The following is a 13,768-nucleotide window of genomic DNA, read 5'->3' on the forward strand; positions in this document are numbered from 1 at the left end:
TTAAACCATTTTACTTTACCTTGTTCCATTTTTGTTTCCTCCTAGTGCGTTTTACATACGTTATAATAATTCAATCTTAACATTAAATGTAAAGATAATCAAATTCACCTAAATATTGGTGAAATTACATATTTATTATGTCAATTTTTACTTAATTCTTAGTCACTAATTTTAAAAATAAAAACACTAACTAAAAAAACCATTTTCTTATTGACATGACTTATTTATTACTGGTAAAATATTTATTTTGACAAAAAAATAATAAGTGTTATGCTTATATAGATTCATAATTAAATGGGGGTGTAATAATGTTTGAAGTTGGTGATAACATCTTTTATCCAATGCAAGGAGCAGGTGTAATCGAATCTATTCAAGAAAAAGAAGTACAAGGTGAAATACAGCAGTATTTTATTATAAGATTACTAATTAAAAAGATGGATATGATGATTCCAATTTCAAAAATGAATAATTCAAGAATTCGAATGGTCGTTGATTCAAATACACTCGACAATATATTAATAAATTTCCATAATGGAGAATCTGATCGTTCTCTATCATACAAACAAAGATATAAGCTAAATACTGAGAAAATGAAAACAGGTAATATTGAAGAAGGCGCAGAAGTAGTACGTGATTTAATGCGTATAGATAAAGAAAAATCTCTTAATTCAAGTGAAAAACAAATGTTAGGAAACGCAAGTAAAATTTTTATAAGCGAACTTGAATTAGTTAAAGGGATATCAGAAAGTCAAGCCAAAGAACTATTATTCGGGTAAAAAATATTTATTTCAACTTACAAAGGAAGATTACAGAATTTCAAATTTTCAAATCCTGTATGAAACGATACCTCTTATATAAGACATTAGCCCCGTTCAATCTATGCTAGTGTTCCTACTTTTTAAATTCCATTTTGAATATAATGTTACTAATTTTAAAATTAAATTAAACCATTATATATTGAATATCTGAAATCGAGTATCTATTTCATATTCAACTTGTTCACCAACAAAAAAAGCATCCAATTTATTTGGATGCATATTTAAGTATTCCGCTTAAAAAGAGTGAATCTTCTAACTGTGTGCACTCTTTTAGTTTGATTAATCCATCTAGTTCTAGTTCCTTAGCTAGTTTTTCGATCATATTTGTATCATTTTCCAAGGAATTTTTAATGTCGAATATAAAGAAATTTCCTCTTGTTGCAAGTCGAAGGTTCTTTAATAGATTTTCCTTACTCATTTTCACATCTCCCTTCTAAATTAGATAATTCGACACAGAAGAGGTGTTATCCTGTAAATTCAATTAAATTACAAAGTATTTGTAGGATGATTATTTTATCTTCGAGTATAACGTTAATAATTCTCACACACTTTCACTATACAATTACACATAGCATAGTGAATAAAATTAACTTAATGAAGGTATAAAATGAATGTTGTGTATTCATTTTTTATAGGCTATAATTCTTTAAACCATTTCTTTACCCGAGCTCCACGATTAATTAACCCCCTAATCAATGAATAGGGGGTTTTTATTTTTATTAGAAAAAAAAAGTCAGATTCTATAAATAGAATCCGACTTTTTTAATTATGCTTTTTTAACGTTAGTTGCTTGTGGTCCGCGTTGTCCTTGTTCTACATCAAATGTAACTGCCTGACCTTCATCTAATGATTTAAATCCGTCAGTTTGAATTGCTGAGAAGTGAACGAATACATCATCACCATTTTCACGCTCGATGAATCCAAAACCTTTTTCTGCATTAAACCATTTTACTTTACCATGTTCCATTTTTTATTTCCTCCTTATGTGCTTGAACACATTTAATGTTTATATAATACCAATTTAATGGAAGATAATCAAATTCTCATCTAAAAAAATAGGTCTTTTCACTTATTTAATTGGAAATTAAAGGGTTTTTTTAAATATTTTATTAGAAATCATAGTTTATGGTAGCTACGAAAAAGAGGAATAATCGTGACAGCAGTTCATAACCATTGGTTGTTTGATAAACCACGTTTAATGTATATGCATTGGGAGAATGTTAATTTAGATCCAGTTGAATTTACAAGAGTTAGTTTTGAGGCAGCAAAAGAAGCAGGTCTTTTTTAGGATACTTACTTTAAATTGAGGGATTAAAATTATATAGAGTATGTAATCAATAAATGAAATAAAAAAAGCAAATGGACAGTTCACCACTGATCCGTTTGCTTTTTTTAATTTAGTTCAATTTTTTCAACAACTACATCATGAATTTTTTTTAGGGAGTACTGCGATCATCGGATAAAATTCCGTAGTCATAATCCCAGCAATCACGGCTGGATCTTCTTCGATAAGTTTTGGGACTTGAGCTTCATTTTCTACTTCAATTATCGCAATTCCATGAGGTGAAGAAGGATTTCGAACCGGTCCAAACACTAGAGCAATTCCTTGGTTTTGTTTTTCTGTCCAATAAGCAATATGTTTTCCCATACTATTCCGTTCTTCTTCTGTCATGTCCTGTTGAAAGGTTGTTCTTGGGGGAATAGATTTTAGCAAAAAGTGTATCTTTACCGAATCATTAATTGGTGTGTTATCTGCCATCCTTAATTTACCTCCATTCATCTTTACCATCAATTATTTCACAAATTACTTTTGAATACACTTCACAATTTAAGATAGATGACATTACTGAATAATTTAAGAGATACAGTAGAAAATATCCTATTGTCTTTTTTATTAATAATTTTTAATTGTACAAATGAACAATAAAGATTTATTATTAGTTTACAATGTAAACAGTTTATAAAGTAAACTAATGTAAGGGGTGAGATGATGCCAGATTTTCAACAAGCAATCGATTTAACAAATTCGTTTGTTTCAATTGCGCGACAACTAAAAAGAATAAACTTACAAACTGCAACTAAACTTGGAATAACCTTCCAACAGTTAATTATCCTCAATTCAATTCGAAATAATGAAGGTTTATCACAAAAGGAACTAACTGAACGAATTAGGACTGCTAAAAGCAGAGTGAGTCTTAGTATTGATGAGTTGGAAAAGAAAAATTATGTAAAAAGAGAAACGTCAGTTATTGATCGCAGAGAAACTCAATTATTTTTAACGCCCGATGGTGAAGAATTATGTCTACGCTATCGCGAGGAATCAGAAGCATATAAGAGTTTAGCAAATTCACTGGAACAATTTTCACAGGATGAGATTAATATACTTATAGACATGCAAAAAAAAATTTTAACTGATTTATCAAATGAACAAACTAATTGTTCGAAATAAGGAGGTCGTTTAATTATGTCAGGATGGGGTGGTGGACCTCCGATGGGTCCTCATGGTTTTGGGCGAATGAAATATGATAAAAACGCACAAAAACCAAATATATCAAAGGCAATACTACTTAGAATTGCAAAATATTTTATTCCGTATTGGAAGCAAACAACACTTGTCGTGCTTATTTTATTAGTTACTTCAGTACTAGGCATTTTACCGCCAATCATCATTCAACATATAGTTGATACTGCCTTACCAAATAAAGATTTAAGTCTCCTAATCTATCTCGTACTTGCCTCTCTTAGTACTACGATTATTTCAGAGTTATTGGGTGTGTGGCAAAATTATTTAAATGCATATGTTGCCCAAAAAATTATTTACGATATGAGAAACCAAATGTATCTTCATTTACAACAAATGCCATACCAATTTTATTCGAACGTTAAGCAAGGTGAAGTGATCACCCGAATGACGGCTGATATTTCTGGTGTTAAAGCTGTATTTGATAGTACGATTGTGAGTTTCGCTAATAATCTATTTATTCTTATTTCTACCGCTACCACATTGTTAATAGTGAACTGGAGGCTTGGAATACTAGGATTAATCATTGTACCATTATTTATTCTACCGACTCGTAAAATGGGGAGTGTTCGCTGGAGTATTGCAAAACAGACACAGGAAAAAACAAGTGAGCAAAATCATATAATTCAAGAAACATTAAATATAAGTGGTTATTTATTAATGAAGCTTTTTACAAAGGAACAAAGCGAATTTAAAAATTTTGATGACATTAATGTACAGGCTACTAATCTTAAAATAAAGGAATCTATGGCAGGTCGCTGGTTTATGATGATTTTATCAACCTTTACTAGCATCGGCCCAATGCTCATCTATTTATATGGTGGATATTTATTTATTCACGGTCAGATTACAGTTGGGGCTATTATTAGCTTTGTTGCTTTACTTGGTCGTTTATACGGGCCGGTTGGACAATTAACAAATCTTTATGTAAATATTACAAGTTCAATCGCGTTATTTGAACGTATTTTTGAATATTTTGATATGAAATTAACGATTAAAGATCGTGATGATGCGACTGAAATGAATGTTACGCATTTAGATATTGAATTTAACGATGTATCATTTTCCTATCAGAAAGATAAAACGGCTTTGCAAAATATTTCCTTTATTGCTCCATCCGGTACTATGACAGCATTAGTTGGACCTAGTGGCGCAGGTAAAACAACCATTACCAATTTAATTCCACGTTTGTATGATTTTACATCAGGTTCAATCAAAATTGGAGGACGTGATATTAGAGAGTTCACGCTAGAATCATTACGGTCTCATATTGGACTTGTTACACAGGATAGCTATTTATTTAATGGAACGATTAAAGAAAATTTATTATATGCAAGCCCTGATGCATCAGATGAAGAAATTACGAATGCTTGTAAGGCTGCATATATTCATGATTTTATAATGGATTTACCAAATGGTTATGAGACTATTGTAGGAAATCGAGGTATCAAACTTTCAGGAGGCGAAAAACAAAGAATTTCAATCGCTCGTGTATTATTGAAAAATCCTGAAATCATTATTCTTGATGAAGCAACTTCATCATTAGATACTTTATCTGAATTTTATATTCAAAGTGCAATACAAGGATTATTAAAAAATAAAACCTCCATTGTTATTGCTCACCGACTCTCAACCATTATGGCCGCGGATCACATCATTGTGTTAAAGGATGGTCAAATTGTTGAGGAAGGCAAAAATGAAGAATTGTTAATGCAAAATGGATTATATAAAGAATTATACAATAAACAATTTGGCAGAAAAGCAATCGCATCTACTGAATAGAAAAAAGCACAGATTAATGTCTGTGCTTTTAGACTGTTGACAAACGCTTGCTTTCTTCGTTGCTTCGCCTGTCTGCGGTGCTCATTACCGTCATAGGTAACTCCGCTCCTCACCATTCTTCGCGCCTCGAAAGACAAGCGCTTGCAATCAGTCTGAAAATCAGGTTTTTTGTACTTTGTCTACAAATTGAAAAAAAGTACAGATCTATTTCTGTGCTTTTTTATTTTATTTAAATTCATTTTTTGTTAATCCGATTTTATTACATAGTCTTCCTACTTTAATTATACCATAAAAAAAATGGCCAAAATAGACTTTATCTTCTTATTTTCTACTGATAAAATCAATAGACATTAAAGGTTAGGAGAGATGTGGAATGAATTCTTTAGTTCTCGATTTCCAGGAGATTGATAAAAACCAACTTTTACTCGTTGGCGGAAAAGGATTAAATTTAGGTGAGTTATCAAAAATTCCAGATATAAAAGTACCAGAAGGATTTTGTATTACAACAGCGGGTTTCCAAAAAGCCATCGAACAAAACGAATCTTTTCATGCTTTATTGGATCAACTAACAATGCTAAAAGTAAATGATCGAGATCAAATTCGTGAGATTAGCAGGAAAATACGAGAGATTATTTTAGAAGTAGCAATCCCTTCCGATGTTGTGAATGCAGTTTCTACCTATCTCTCCAATTTCGGCGAAGAAATTGCATACGCTGTACGTTCAAGTGCAACTGCTGAAGATTTGCCACATGCCTCTTTTGCTGGCCAACAAGACACTTATTTAAATATTATTGGTAAAGAAAATATCTTAAAACATATTAGTAAATGTTGGGCTTCATTATTTACGGATCGCGCGGTAATCTACCGTATGCAAAATGAATTTGACAACTATCAAGTTTATCTATCCGTTGTTATTCAAAAAATGGTTTTCCCACAGGCTTCAGGGATATTATTTACTGCTGATCCCATTACTTCTAATCGAAAGGTACTATCAATTGATGCAAGTTTTGGACTTGGAGAAGCTTTAGTTTCTGGTTTAGTATCGGCCGACTGTTATAGGGTACAAGATAATAAAATCGTTGATAAGAGAATCGCAACGAAAAAATTGGCTATTTATGGTCGAAAAGAAGGGGGAACAGAGTCACAGCAGATTGATCCACAAAAACAAATCACTCAAACACTTACTGATCAACAAATTTTACAACTAGCACAAATTGGTAGACAAATAGAAGCTTATTTCCGATGTCCACAAGATATCGAATGGTGTTTAGTAGACGATGCATTTTATATTGTACAAAGTCGTCCAATCACAACTCTATATCCGATTCCTGAAGTGGATGATCAAGAAGATCACGTCTATTTGTCTGTCGGACATCAACAAATGATGACGGATCCAATCAAACCATTGGGATTGTCGTTTTGGATGTTAACGTCTAGGGCACCTATGCGTAAAGCTGGAGGTAGATTATTTGTTGATATCTCTCAAAATCTTGCTTCACCGGACAGAAGAAAAATGTTTATAGAAGCCATTGGAAAATCTGATCCGCTCCTAAAAGACGCTCTGTTAAAGATTGTAGGACGAGAGGATTTTATAGAATCATCACCTGTGAATCAAGCGCCGACCCCAACTAGAAATGATCAAACACAATCGTCGTCGAGTTTTAAAGCACTGATTGAAAACGACCCAACAATTGTATCTGATTTGATTAAGAAAAACGAAACATCAATCGAAGAATTAAAAGAAAACATACAAATGAAATCAGGTTCAGATTTAATGGATTTTATTTTAGAAGATCTTCAGAAATTACGAGAGTTATTATTTGACCCACGAAGTTCGGCAGTGTTTATGTCTGCTATGAATGCTACAGAATGGATTAATGAAAAAATATACGAATGGTTAAATGAAAAGAATGTAGGAGATACCATTACACAATCTGCACCGAATAATATTACTTCAGAAATGGGTCTAGCACTAATGGATGTCGCTGATGTCATTCGTCCTTATCCAGAAGTAATCAATTATTTGCAACATGTAGAAGATGATAACTTTTTGGATGAATTGATTAAATTTGAAGGTGGACAGGAAACAAGAGATGCAATTGATGATTATCTGAGAAAATATGGAATGCGATGCACTGGTGAAATTGATCTAACTAGAACACGTTGGAGTGAAAAACCAACTACACTCGTCCCAATGATTCTTAGTAACATTAAAAACTTTGAGCCGCATGAAAGTAGACGGAAATTTGAGCAAGGGCTAGAAAAAGCATTGCAAAAAGAACAAGAGCTTATAGTACGATTGTTAAAATTACCGGATGGTAAACAAAAAGCGGAAGACATAAAGGAAGTTATTAGTTTAATCAGGAATTTCATTGGATATCGTGAATATCCAAAGTATGGAATGATTAGTCGCTATTTTGTGTATAAGTTAGCTTTATTGAAAGAAGCTGAACAACTTGTTAAAAATAATGTCATTTCTGAAGTAGAAGATATATTTTATCTTACATTTGAAGAACTTCACGAAGTCGTTCGAACAAAAAAACTAGATTACCAAGTCACTAATAAACGAAAAGACGAGTACAAATTATATACTAAACTAACACCTCCACGAGTTTTAACCTCTGATGGTGAAATTATTGTAGGTGAATACAAACGCGAAGATCTTCCACCTGATGCGATTGTAGGTTTAGCTGTTTCTTCAGGTGTAATCGAAGGAAGAGCACGTGTTATTTTAAATATGGAAGATGCAAACTTAGACGAGGGTGACATATTAGTTACTTCATTCACTGACCCAAGTTGGACACCTTTATTTGTTGCAATAAAAGGACTGGTCACTGAAGTTGGTGGTCTAATGACACACGGAGCGGTTATCGCAAGAGAATATGGCTTACCAGCAGTGGTCGGTGTAGAGAATGCTACCAAACTGATAAAAGACGGGCAAAGAATTCGTGTTCATGGAACAGAAGGATATATTGAAATAGTATAATTGTTGAATACAAAAGCCGTTTTCCAAATGTGGAAAGCGGCTTTATTTTTATTGAAATAAATAACAATTTAGGCAATTACTGCAAAATTTTGTTGTATAATAGTCTAAATATAAAGTAACGAGAGGGGAAGATCATCATGCTTTCATTTATTTTAGTTGTATTAATGCTATTTTTAATACCAGGACCGGCTGTAATTTTAACATTATCCCAAACAATGAAAGGTGGGAAATGGAATGGTATCTTAACAGGCGTTGGGATTGCTGTCGGTGATTTAATTCATACATGTGCATCCGTCTTTGGACTTTCTGCCATTTTAATGACTTCTGCATTTGCTTTTGAAATCGTTAAATATTTAGGTGCAGCTTATTTATTTTATTTAGGAATCACTGCTATCATAAAAAAATCGAAAAATAGTAAAAAATCAACTGAACAAAAAGAAGTAAATAGTAAACTATCCTTTCGTCAAGCAGTGCTGATCGAAGTGTTAAACCCGAAAACTGCACTATTTTTCTTAGCTCTTTTACCTCAATTTGTTCAACGCAATGGACATCCGGTATTCATTCAACTTTTAACTCTTGGTTTGACATTTGTATTACTTAGTATTTTGTACACAACTTTACTAGTGCTTTTATCAAGTGTAATCGGTAAAAAGATCTTTAGTAAAAAAACAAAAGGTCCAAAATGGATGGGGAAAGCGATTGGGTTAGTTTATATTGGATTAGGTTTAAGAGTTGCTCTCCAAACACAATCGTAACAGTTTATTAATATTCAATTTAAAAAGGAGGCCGATGGCATCCTTTTTCTTTCGCAAGTTATTTTTGTTTTATCATTTTTTTAGACATGCAAGATAAATAAGAATCTATTATATGCGTTTTAGTTTTTATAGTTGAAACCTTATGTAAGAAAAAAGGTGTGTTCTAATGATTAATTTTGAAAAATTTATCTATCCAGCAATAATGAAACAAGAAGTAGATGGAGATTTTGGTGTTTATTTTCCAACTTTCTTTCCTAAACATGGTTGGGAGATACCTTTATCAAATGGCAAAACAAAATTTGAAGCGATCAAAGAGGCAAAGAAAGAATTGGCATTTAGCTTAGCAGGAATCTTAGATGATAATGAATCCATACCAAAGCCAATACCAATTCAAATAGAGTCAATTTCAAATGGTATAGAGTTAATTGAAGTAGAAACCTCGTTCCAACCATATTACGATGAAATAAAGCAGCATTTAATAGGTCGCCATTGGCATATGACTTTTTTCATTGAAGAACATGAAGAGGAAATTGAGGCAATAGCCTATAAAAACAATCATGGTCTTTGGGATATCCTTTTTGAAGATTATTCTAAGGCCGAGGAAAAACTATTTTTCAATTCTTCGTATAAGAAACTTTCAGAACATCCTAAGTGCATAATTCTTTTTTCAGCTAAATTGCGAGCTGAAGCTCAAGTGAAATTTAATCAATTCGTTCAAAATGTTATCTTAAAATACCGTACTAAAAAAGAATGGGAAGAAAGAAGAAAATTACGATTAAATATGGAACAAAATTTTAAACAATCAATTCTACAAATAATAGATGATAAAGGAAAAAATGGTGAGATAACTGAAGGTGAAGCTTCAATATTAAAGGAAATAAACCTAAAAAGCTAGAAATTAGATTAAACAAAAATAAGGAGCTGACTGTTCAGCTCCTTAAACATATAAGGTTGTTTTTATTCACTCAAAATACAAATGGTAATGGTTTTTACACCCTGGATTAAAATCAGATTCACATTTAGGACATTTGTAGTTACAATCTTGATATTCTTGAATTGCTAATTCCTCATGACAGTTCCCACAAAGAATTGCTTTTGTTTGCCATTCATCTTTACCCCAGACTTTTGGTTCATGATTAGTGTTTTCCTCATGGCAATAATAACATCCATAGTATGTATCACAGCACTTGAATTTGATGGCTATGATATCTCTTGCTGTATGGTAATGTTTACAGCGTGTATGTAGATCGATTGAACCGATTACTTTCATATGTTTACCTCTCCTTATACTTCTTACTGCTTCATGATTTTTTAATTTTGTTTTACGATTTCGAATAAGACAGCTAATCCGATTCCACCACCACTTCCAATTGCAGCGACTACATAATTTGAATCTAAATTTTTTCTTCTTTGTACTTCATAAAAAAGTCTTGTGACCATGATGCTTCCAGAAGCTCCATATGGATGGCCAATCGTTAATGCTCCACCATTACTATTTAACTTGGAAGTAGGGATGGAAAGTTCTTTTGAACAGGCTAGTACTTTTGAAGAAAAAGCCTCATTTATTTCATAAAGTTCAATATCTGCAACTGTTAATTTGTTTCTGCTTAATAAATCTTGAATAGCAGGGATTGGTGCTGCACCTGGATAATTAGGATGACCCCCAGAAACTTGACTATCCACAAATCGTAAAACCGGCTTTAAACCATTTTTTATCGCTTCATTTTCTTCCATAATTAAAACAGCGGAGGCTCCATCATGAATGCCACAACTGTTTGCCGCTGTGACTGTACCGTTCTTTTTAAAGACAGGTTTTGCTCTTTTTAAAAGTTCTTCCATCTTTCTTTTTTTGAAAAATACTTCATCTTGGTCGAAATCACTAACTGGAATAATCTCTTCATTGATTTTCCCATTATGATGAGATTCCCAGCTTCGTGTATAACTTAATAATGCATATTGATCTTGAGTTTCTTTTGAAATGCCATATTTTTCAGCTACATTTTCCGCTGCAATCCCCATATCAGGATCACCAATTTTGTCAGGTGCAAATCTTGCTCTAGTAGGAAATGGGGAGGTACTAGTACTTTCAACTCCTCCAGCAAGATAGCAAGTTCCAGCTCCACCCTGGACTAAGTAACAAGCCATTCGAATCGCTTCTAATCCTGCACTACATTGACGATCAATGGTGATTCCTGGGACTGTAAGAGGAAGATCCGCTTCCAATGCAGAAACTCGAGCGATATTTCCCCCTGGGCCAACAACATTTCCTAAAATGACGTCATCAATCTTTTCATCTAACCCATCTGCTAAATACTTAAGCAATGGGGCAGTAAGCTCATGTGGTTGAAAATCTCGTAAAATTCCACCTTTTTTTCCGATAGGTGTTCGCTTTGCTTTGACAATGACAGCTCTATTAATTGTTAATCACCTGCATTTCGATTTGTTTAATTAACTCTGCGCGTGCGATCTTTCCGCTAGTCGTATACGGCATTTCATTTTGAAAAAACCATTTACGCGGAATTTTATAAGCTGATAAATGTGTCTTGCAAAATCGTTTTAACTCAAACGAATTAGATTTACCTTTGATCACTGCAACAACAATCTGGCCCCAATACGGGTTTGAAAGACCAACGACTGCAACTTCCTCAACATCCGGATGAAGTGAAATAACCTTTTCGATTTCTTCAGGAAATATATTAATTCCTCCGTATAGAATCATATTTTTTTCACGCCCGTTTATTGTTAAAAAACCATCTTTATCAATATAGCCCATATCATGAACTGTAGCCCAGCCGTCATCATCTTGAATTGAATGAATGGTTCTTTCATTTTCTTCAAAGTATCCATTTATTAAATACTTACTTTTCACATATATTTTTCCAGTTTCATTCGGTTCAGCTAACTCTTGGTCTGGTCGACGAATTTGTAACTCCACTCCATAACAAGGTTTTCCGACCGTTTTTGCCTTATCGACACCATCTTGATCCGACAAAACGGTAATGAAGCTTAATTCGCTAGCGCCAAAAAATTCGTATATCGTCATAGCAGGAAACAAATGACGAAACTCAATTTTTGATTTTTCGGTCCACTTTGCACCAGACGAAAGTATTTTCAGAGGTAGATCGACTTGAATACCTTCTTTTATTAATGCTTCAATCATTGTCGGAACAACATAAACTGTCGTAATAGGAAAAGAATTGATTCGTGATATTACATTTAAAGGAGAAAACTTTTCTAAAAGGAAAACTGTACCACCTAAATATAGGGTACTAATTGCACCATATAAAAAATGAGAATGGATCAAAGCTCCAGGTATAAGAGTTTGATCCGTTTCATCTAAGCCAAAGTCAAAGCGATTGCAATCAAAACTAGCAACCCATGAATCTTGGGAACGAATAAATGCTTTCGGGCTCCCGGTTGTACCTGAAGTAAATCCGACATAGAAAGGTAGGTTCTCATTAATTTCTATTGAAGATAAGGAATCAAATTGACCTATTTCTTGCAAGATATAATCTATAATCTTCACATTTGGAAGGATCGAATGAAACTTATTGTACATTTCTTTTGTTGTAACAATAATAGAAGGATTCGAAAGCTTTACCCTTTTTTCCAAATCCGCGAGATTCCATTTCATATCATACGGAACAGCGATCCAACCCGCTTTAGACGCTCCTGTAAACATCTGCAAGAAAGAGATACCATTCGGTAAAAGGATACCTATTGTTTTCGAATTTGATCGAAAAGAGTGTAGCCAATTAGCCGTTTGAATAATTAATTGATTCCATTCCTTATAAGTGATTTGATTAATACTCGTATGTATCGCAATTTTGTCAGGCGACAATATAGCGTTTTTCTGATAGGTTTCTGTTATATTTGCCATTTTTAATCACCTCTATAAAAAAGAGACACAACAAGAGTGTCCCAAAAATTTACATATTTTCTGTTGATTGTTTTGAATCGTTTTTTGTCAATGAGCTTGAAAAAACTGGTTGCTGTCTTAGTTTGAATACTAAAATTGAAGCAAGAATCGCTTTTAATACATCTCCTGGGATATAAACTAAACTTAATTTAGCCGCTGTCATAACTGGAATTCCCATCATAACCGCTTGAATTGGGATACCGATTAAGTAGATTAATAGAATTCCAACAGTCAAGTTAATCAATAAGACATGTTTTAATTTTAACGTTTTAAAACGAGATAATAAATACCCAATTACAAAAGCCGTAATAGGCCATGAAATTAAATAACCAACACTTGGTCCTGCAAATACACTAAAACCACCACGACCACCGGATAGAAGCGGCATTCCAACTGCAACTAATAATAAAAAGATGGTTTGGCTTAGTGCACCTAATCTTGCACCTAAAACTCCACCAGTTAGAAGAACACCAAGTGTTTGTAAAGTAATTGGAACTGGTGTAAAGGATAACATAATCGGAGGAACTTGTCCAAGGACACCCATAACTGCTGCAAACATTGCTACAAATGTAATTTCTTTGATTTTCATTTTAATTCTCCTAATGTTAATTTTCTAATAACTTCTTTCATATTAATGAAACTTAAAATATATGTCAACTAAATATTTTAGTTGGTTAACATATATTATAGTAAGATAGAAAACTAGAAAAATCTAAGAAGACAGATTTAAAGATGAGAGGAGGAATGGTATGATTTTATGTATGGTTGGACTGTGTTAAATTTAATGATTAAAAAAGTTTATGGAGAATTTTCATGTGGAAAATCGTAGTGATTGGTTCAGGTGGTGCGAGTCAAATTCAAAAAAGATATAGTGTATTTATTCTTTTTCACTATTATGTATATCTATTTATGTTATGTTCTTAAATATACACAATTTCCATTCTATGTATCTCAAACTTACACGAGTATAAACGGGATACATTTATC

General features: G+C 32.9%; 13 protein-coding genes and 1 pseudogene. 7 read left to right on the forward strand and 7 right to left on the reverse strand.

Annotation, left to right across the window (positions count from 1 at the left end; translation table 11 throughout):
• Nucleotides 1-308 precede the first annotated feature (308 nt).
• Nucleotides 309-776 (forward strand): CarD family transcriptional regulator, encoded by a 468-nt coding sequence (locus tag CN514_RS06000; protein WP_098231815.1) that lies wholly within the window; start codon nt 309-311, stop codon nt 774-776.
• A gap of 247 nt (nt 777-1,023) precedes the next feature.
• Here the strand turns inward: CN514_RS06000 and CN514_RS06005 are convergent, their stop codons facing one another.
• Nucleotides 1,024-1,236 (reverse strand): hypothetical protein, encoded by a 213-nt coding sequence (locus CN514_RS06005; protein ID WP_097977342.1) that lies wholly within the window; start codon nt 1,234-1,236, stop codon nt 1,024-1,026.
• A gap of 348 nt (nt 1,237-1,584) precedes the next feature.
• On the reverse strand, nt 1,585-1,785 hold the full coding sequence (locus tag CN514_RS06010) for a cold-shock protein (protein WP_056465570.1): 201 nt from the start codon (nt 1,783-1,785) through the stop codon (nt 1,585-1,587).
• A 165-nt stretch (nt 1,786-1,950) separates the two neighbouring features.
• Here CN514_RS06010 and CN514_RS06015 point away from each other — a divergent pair.
• Nucleotides 1,951-2,106 (forward strand): annotated as a pseudogene (locus CN514_RS06015) (DUF1259 domain-containing protein); the annotation flags it as partial.
• A gap of 135 nt (nt 2,107-2,241) precedes the next feature.
• Here CN514_RS06015 and CN514_RS06020 read toward each other — a convergent pair.
• Entirely contained in the window at nt 2,242-2,577 is a 336-nt protein-coding gene (locus CN514_RS06020) for a YciI family protein (RefSeq protein ID WP_098231816.1), read from the reverse strand.
• A gap of 231 nt (nt 2,578-2,808) precedes the next feature.
• Here CN514_RS06020 and CN514_RS06025 point away from each other — a divergent pair, with 231 nt between their 5' ends.
• The 5 genes from CN514_RS06025 (at nt 2,809) to CN514_RS06045 (ending at nt 9,757) form a co-directional block, all read left to right on the forward strand.
• The gene (locus CN514_RS06025; RefSeq protein WP_176525810.1) at nt 2,809-3,267 is read left to right on the forward strand and encodes a MarR family winged helix-turn-helix transcriptional regulator; all 459 of its coding nucleotides are present in this window, start codon (nt 2,809-2,811) and stop codon (nt 3,265-3,267) included.
• Between the two features lie 15 nt (nt 3,268-3,282).
• The gene (locus tag CN514_RS06030; RefSeq protein WP_286141581.1) at nt 3,283-5,121 is read left to right on the forward strand and encodes an ABC transporter ATP-binding protein; all 1,839 of its coding nucleotides are present in this window, start codon (nt 3,283-3,285) and stop codon (nt 5,119-5,121) included.
• 373 nt (nt 5,122-5,494) lie between these two features.
• Nucleotides 5,495-8,107 carry a phosphoenolpyruvate synthase gene (gene ppsA, locus CN514_RS06035; RefSeq protein ID WP_098231818.1) on the forward strand — a complete coding sequence of 871 codons (2,613 nt, stop codon included), beginning with the start codon at nt 5,495-5,497 and terminating at the stop codon, nt 8,105-8,107.
• 137 nt (nt 8,108-8,244) lie between these two features.
• Complete coding sequence (locus tag CN514_RS06040) at nt 8,245-8,862, forward strand: LysE family translocator (RefSeq protein ID WP_098231819.1); 618 nt, start codon at nt 8,245-8,247, stop codon at nt 8,860-8,862.
• Nucleotides 8,863-9,028: 166 nt separating this feature from the next.
• On the forward strand, nt 9,029-9,757 hold the full coding sequence (locus tag CN514_RS06045; protein ID WP_098231820.1) for a type II toxin-antitoxin system HicB family antitoxin: 729 nt from the start codon (nt 9,029-9,031) through the stop codon (nt 9,755-9,757).
• 66 nt (nt 9,758-9,823) lie between these two features.
• Here the strand turns inward: CN514_RS06045 and CN514_RS06050 are convergent, their stop codons facing one another.
• The 4 genes from CN514_RS06050 to CN514_RS06065 are packed head-to-tail and all read right to left on the reverse strand — an operon-like array spanning nt 9,824 to nt 13,370.
• A complete protein-coding gene (locus tag CN514_RS06050; RefSeq protein ID WP_098231821.1) occupies nt 9,824-10,132 on the reverse strand; it encodes a CHY zinc finger protein in 309 nt (102 codons plus the stop codon).
• A gap of 41 nt (nt 10,133-10,173) precedes the next feature.
• Nucleotides 10,174-11,280, reverse strand: a complete 1,107-nt coding sequence (locus CN514_RS06055) for an acetyl-CoA C-acyltransferase (protein WP_098231822.1) — start codon at nt 11,278-11,280, stop codon at nt 10,174-10,176.
• Nucleotides 11,276-12,742 (reverse strand): AMP-binding protein, encoded by a 1,467-nt coding sequence (locus tag CN514_RS06060; protein WP_098231823.1) that lies wholly within the window; start codon nt 12,740-12,742, stop codon nt 11,276-11,278. The genes CN514_RS06055 and CN514_RS06060 overlap by 5 nt, the downstream gene beginning before the upstream one ends.
• A gap of 49 nt (nt 12,743-12,791) precedes the next feature.
• Nucleotides 12,792-13,370 (reverse strand): biotin transporter BioY, encoded by a 579-nt coding sequence (locus tag CN514_RS06065; protein ID WP_098231824.1) that lies wholly within the window; start codon nt 13,368-13,370, stop codon nt 12,792-12,794.
• Nucleotides 13,371-13,768 lie beyond the last annotated feature (398 nt).

This window comes from Bacillus sp. AFS001701 (genome assembly GCF_002559405.1).
Taxonomy (GTDB): Bacteria; Bacillota; Bacilli; order Bacillales; family Bacillaceae_G; genus Gottfriedia.

Bases quoted from the DNA above. Each gene is read 5' to 3' on its own strand.
- CN514_RS06020 (WP_098231816.1), bottom strand. From the start codon at position 2,577: ATGGCAGATAACACACCAATTAATGATTCGGTAAAGATACACTTTTTG.
- CN514_RS06065 (WP_098231824.1), bottom strand. From the start codon at position 13,370: ATGAAAATCAAAGAAATTACATTTGTAGCAATGTTTGCAGCAGTTATG.
- CN514_RS06010 (WP_056465570.1), bottom strand. From the start codon at position 1,785: ATGGAACATGGTAAAGTAAAATGGTTTAATGCAGAAAAAGGTTTTGGA.
- CN514_RS06050 (WP_098231821.1), bottom strand. From the start codon at position 10,132: ATGAAAGTAATCGGTTCAATCGATCTACATACACGCTGTAAACATTAC.
- CN514_RS06060 (WP_098231823.1), bottom strand. From the start codon at position 12,742: ATGGCAAATATAACAGAAACCTATCAGAAAAACGCTATATTGTCGCCT.
- ppsA (WP_098231818.1), top strand. From the start codon at position 5,495: ATGAATTCTTTAGTTCTCGATTTCCAGGAGATTGATAAAAACCAACTT.
- CN514_RS06030 (WP_286141581.1), top strand. From the start codon at position 3,283: ATGTCAGGATGGGGTGGTGGACCTCCGATGGGTCCTCATGGTTTTGGG.
- CN514_RS06040 (WP_098231819.1), top strand. From the start codon at position 8,245: ATGCTTTCATTTATTTTAGTTGTATTAATGCTATTTTTAATACCAGGA.
- CN514_RS06025 (WP_176525810.1), top strand. From the start codon at position 2,809: ATGCCAGATTTTCAACAAGCAATCGATTTAACAAATTCGTTTGTTTCA.
- CN514_RS06045 (WP_098231820.1), top strand. From the start codon at position 9,029: ATGATTAATTTTGAAAAATTTATCTATCCAGCAATAATGAAACAAGAA.
- CN514_RS06000 (WP_098231815.1), top strand. From the start codon at position 309: ATGTTTGAAGTTGGTGATAACATCTTTTATCCAATGCAAGGAGCAGGT.
- CN514_RS06005 (WP_097977342.1), bottom strand. From the start codon at position 1,236: ATGAGTAAGGAAAATCTATTAAAGAACCTTCGACTTGCAACAAGAGGA.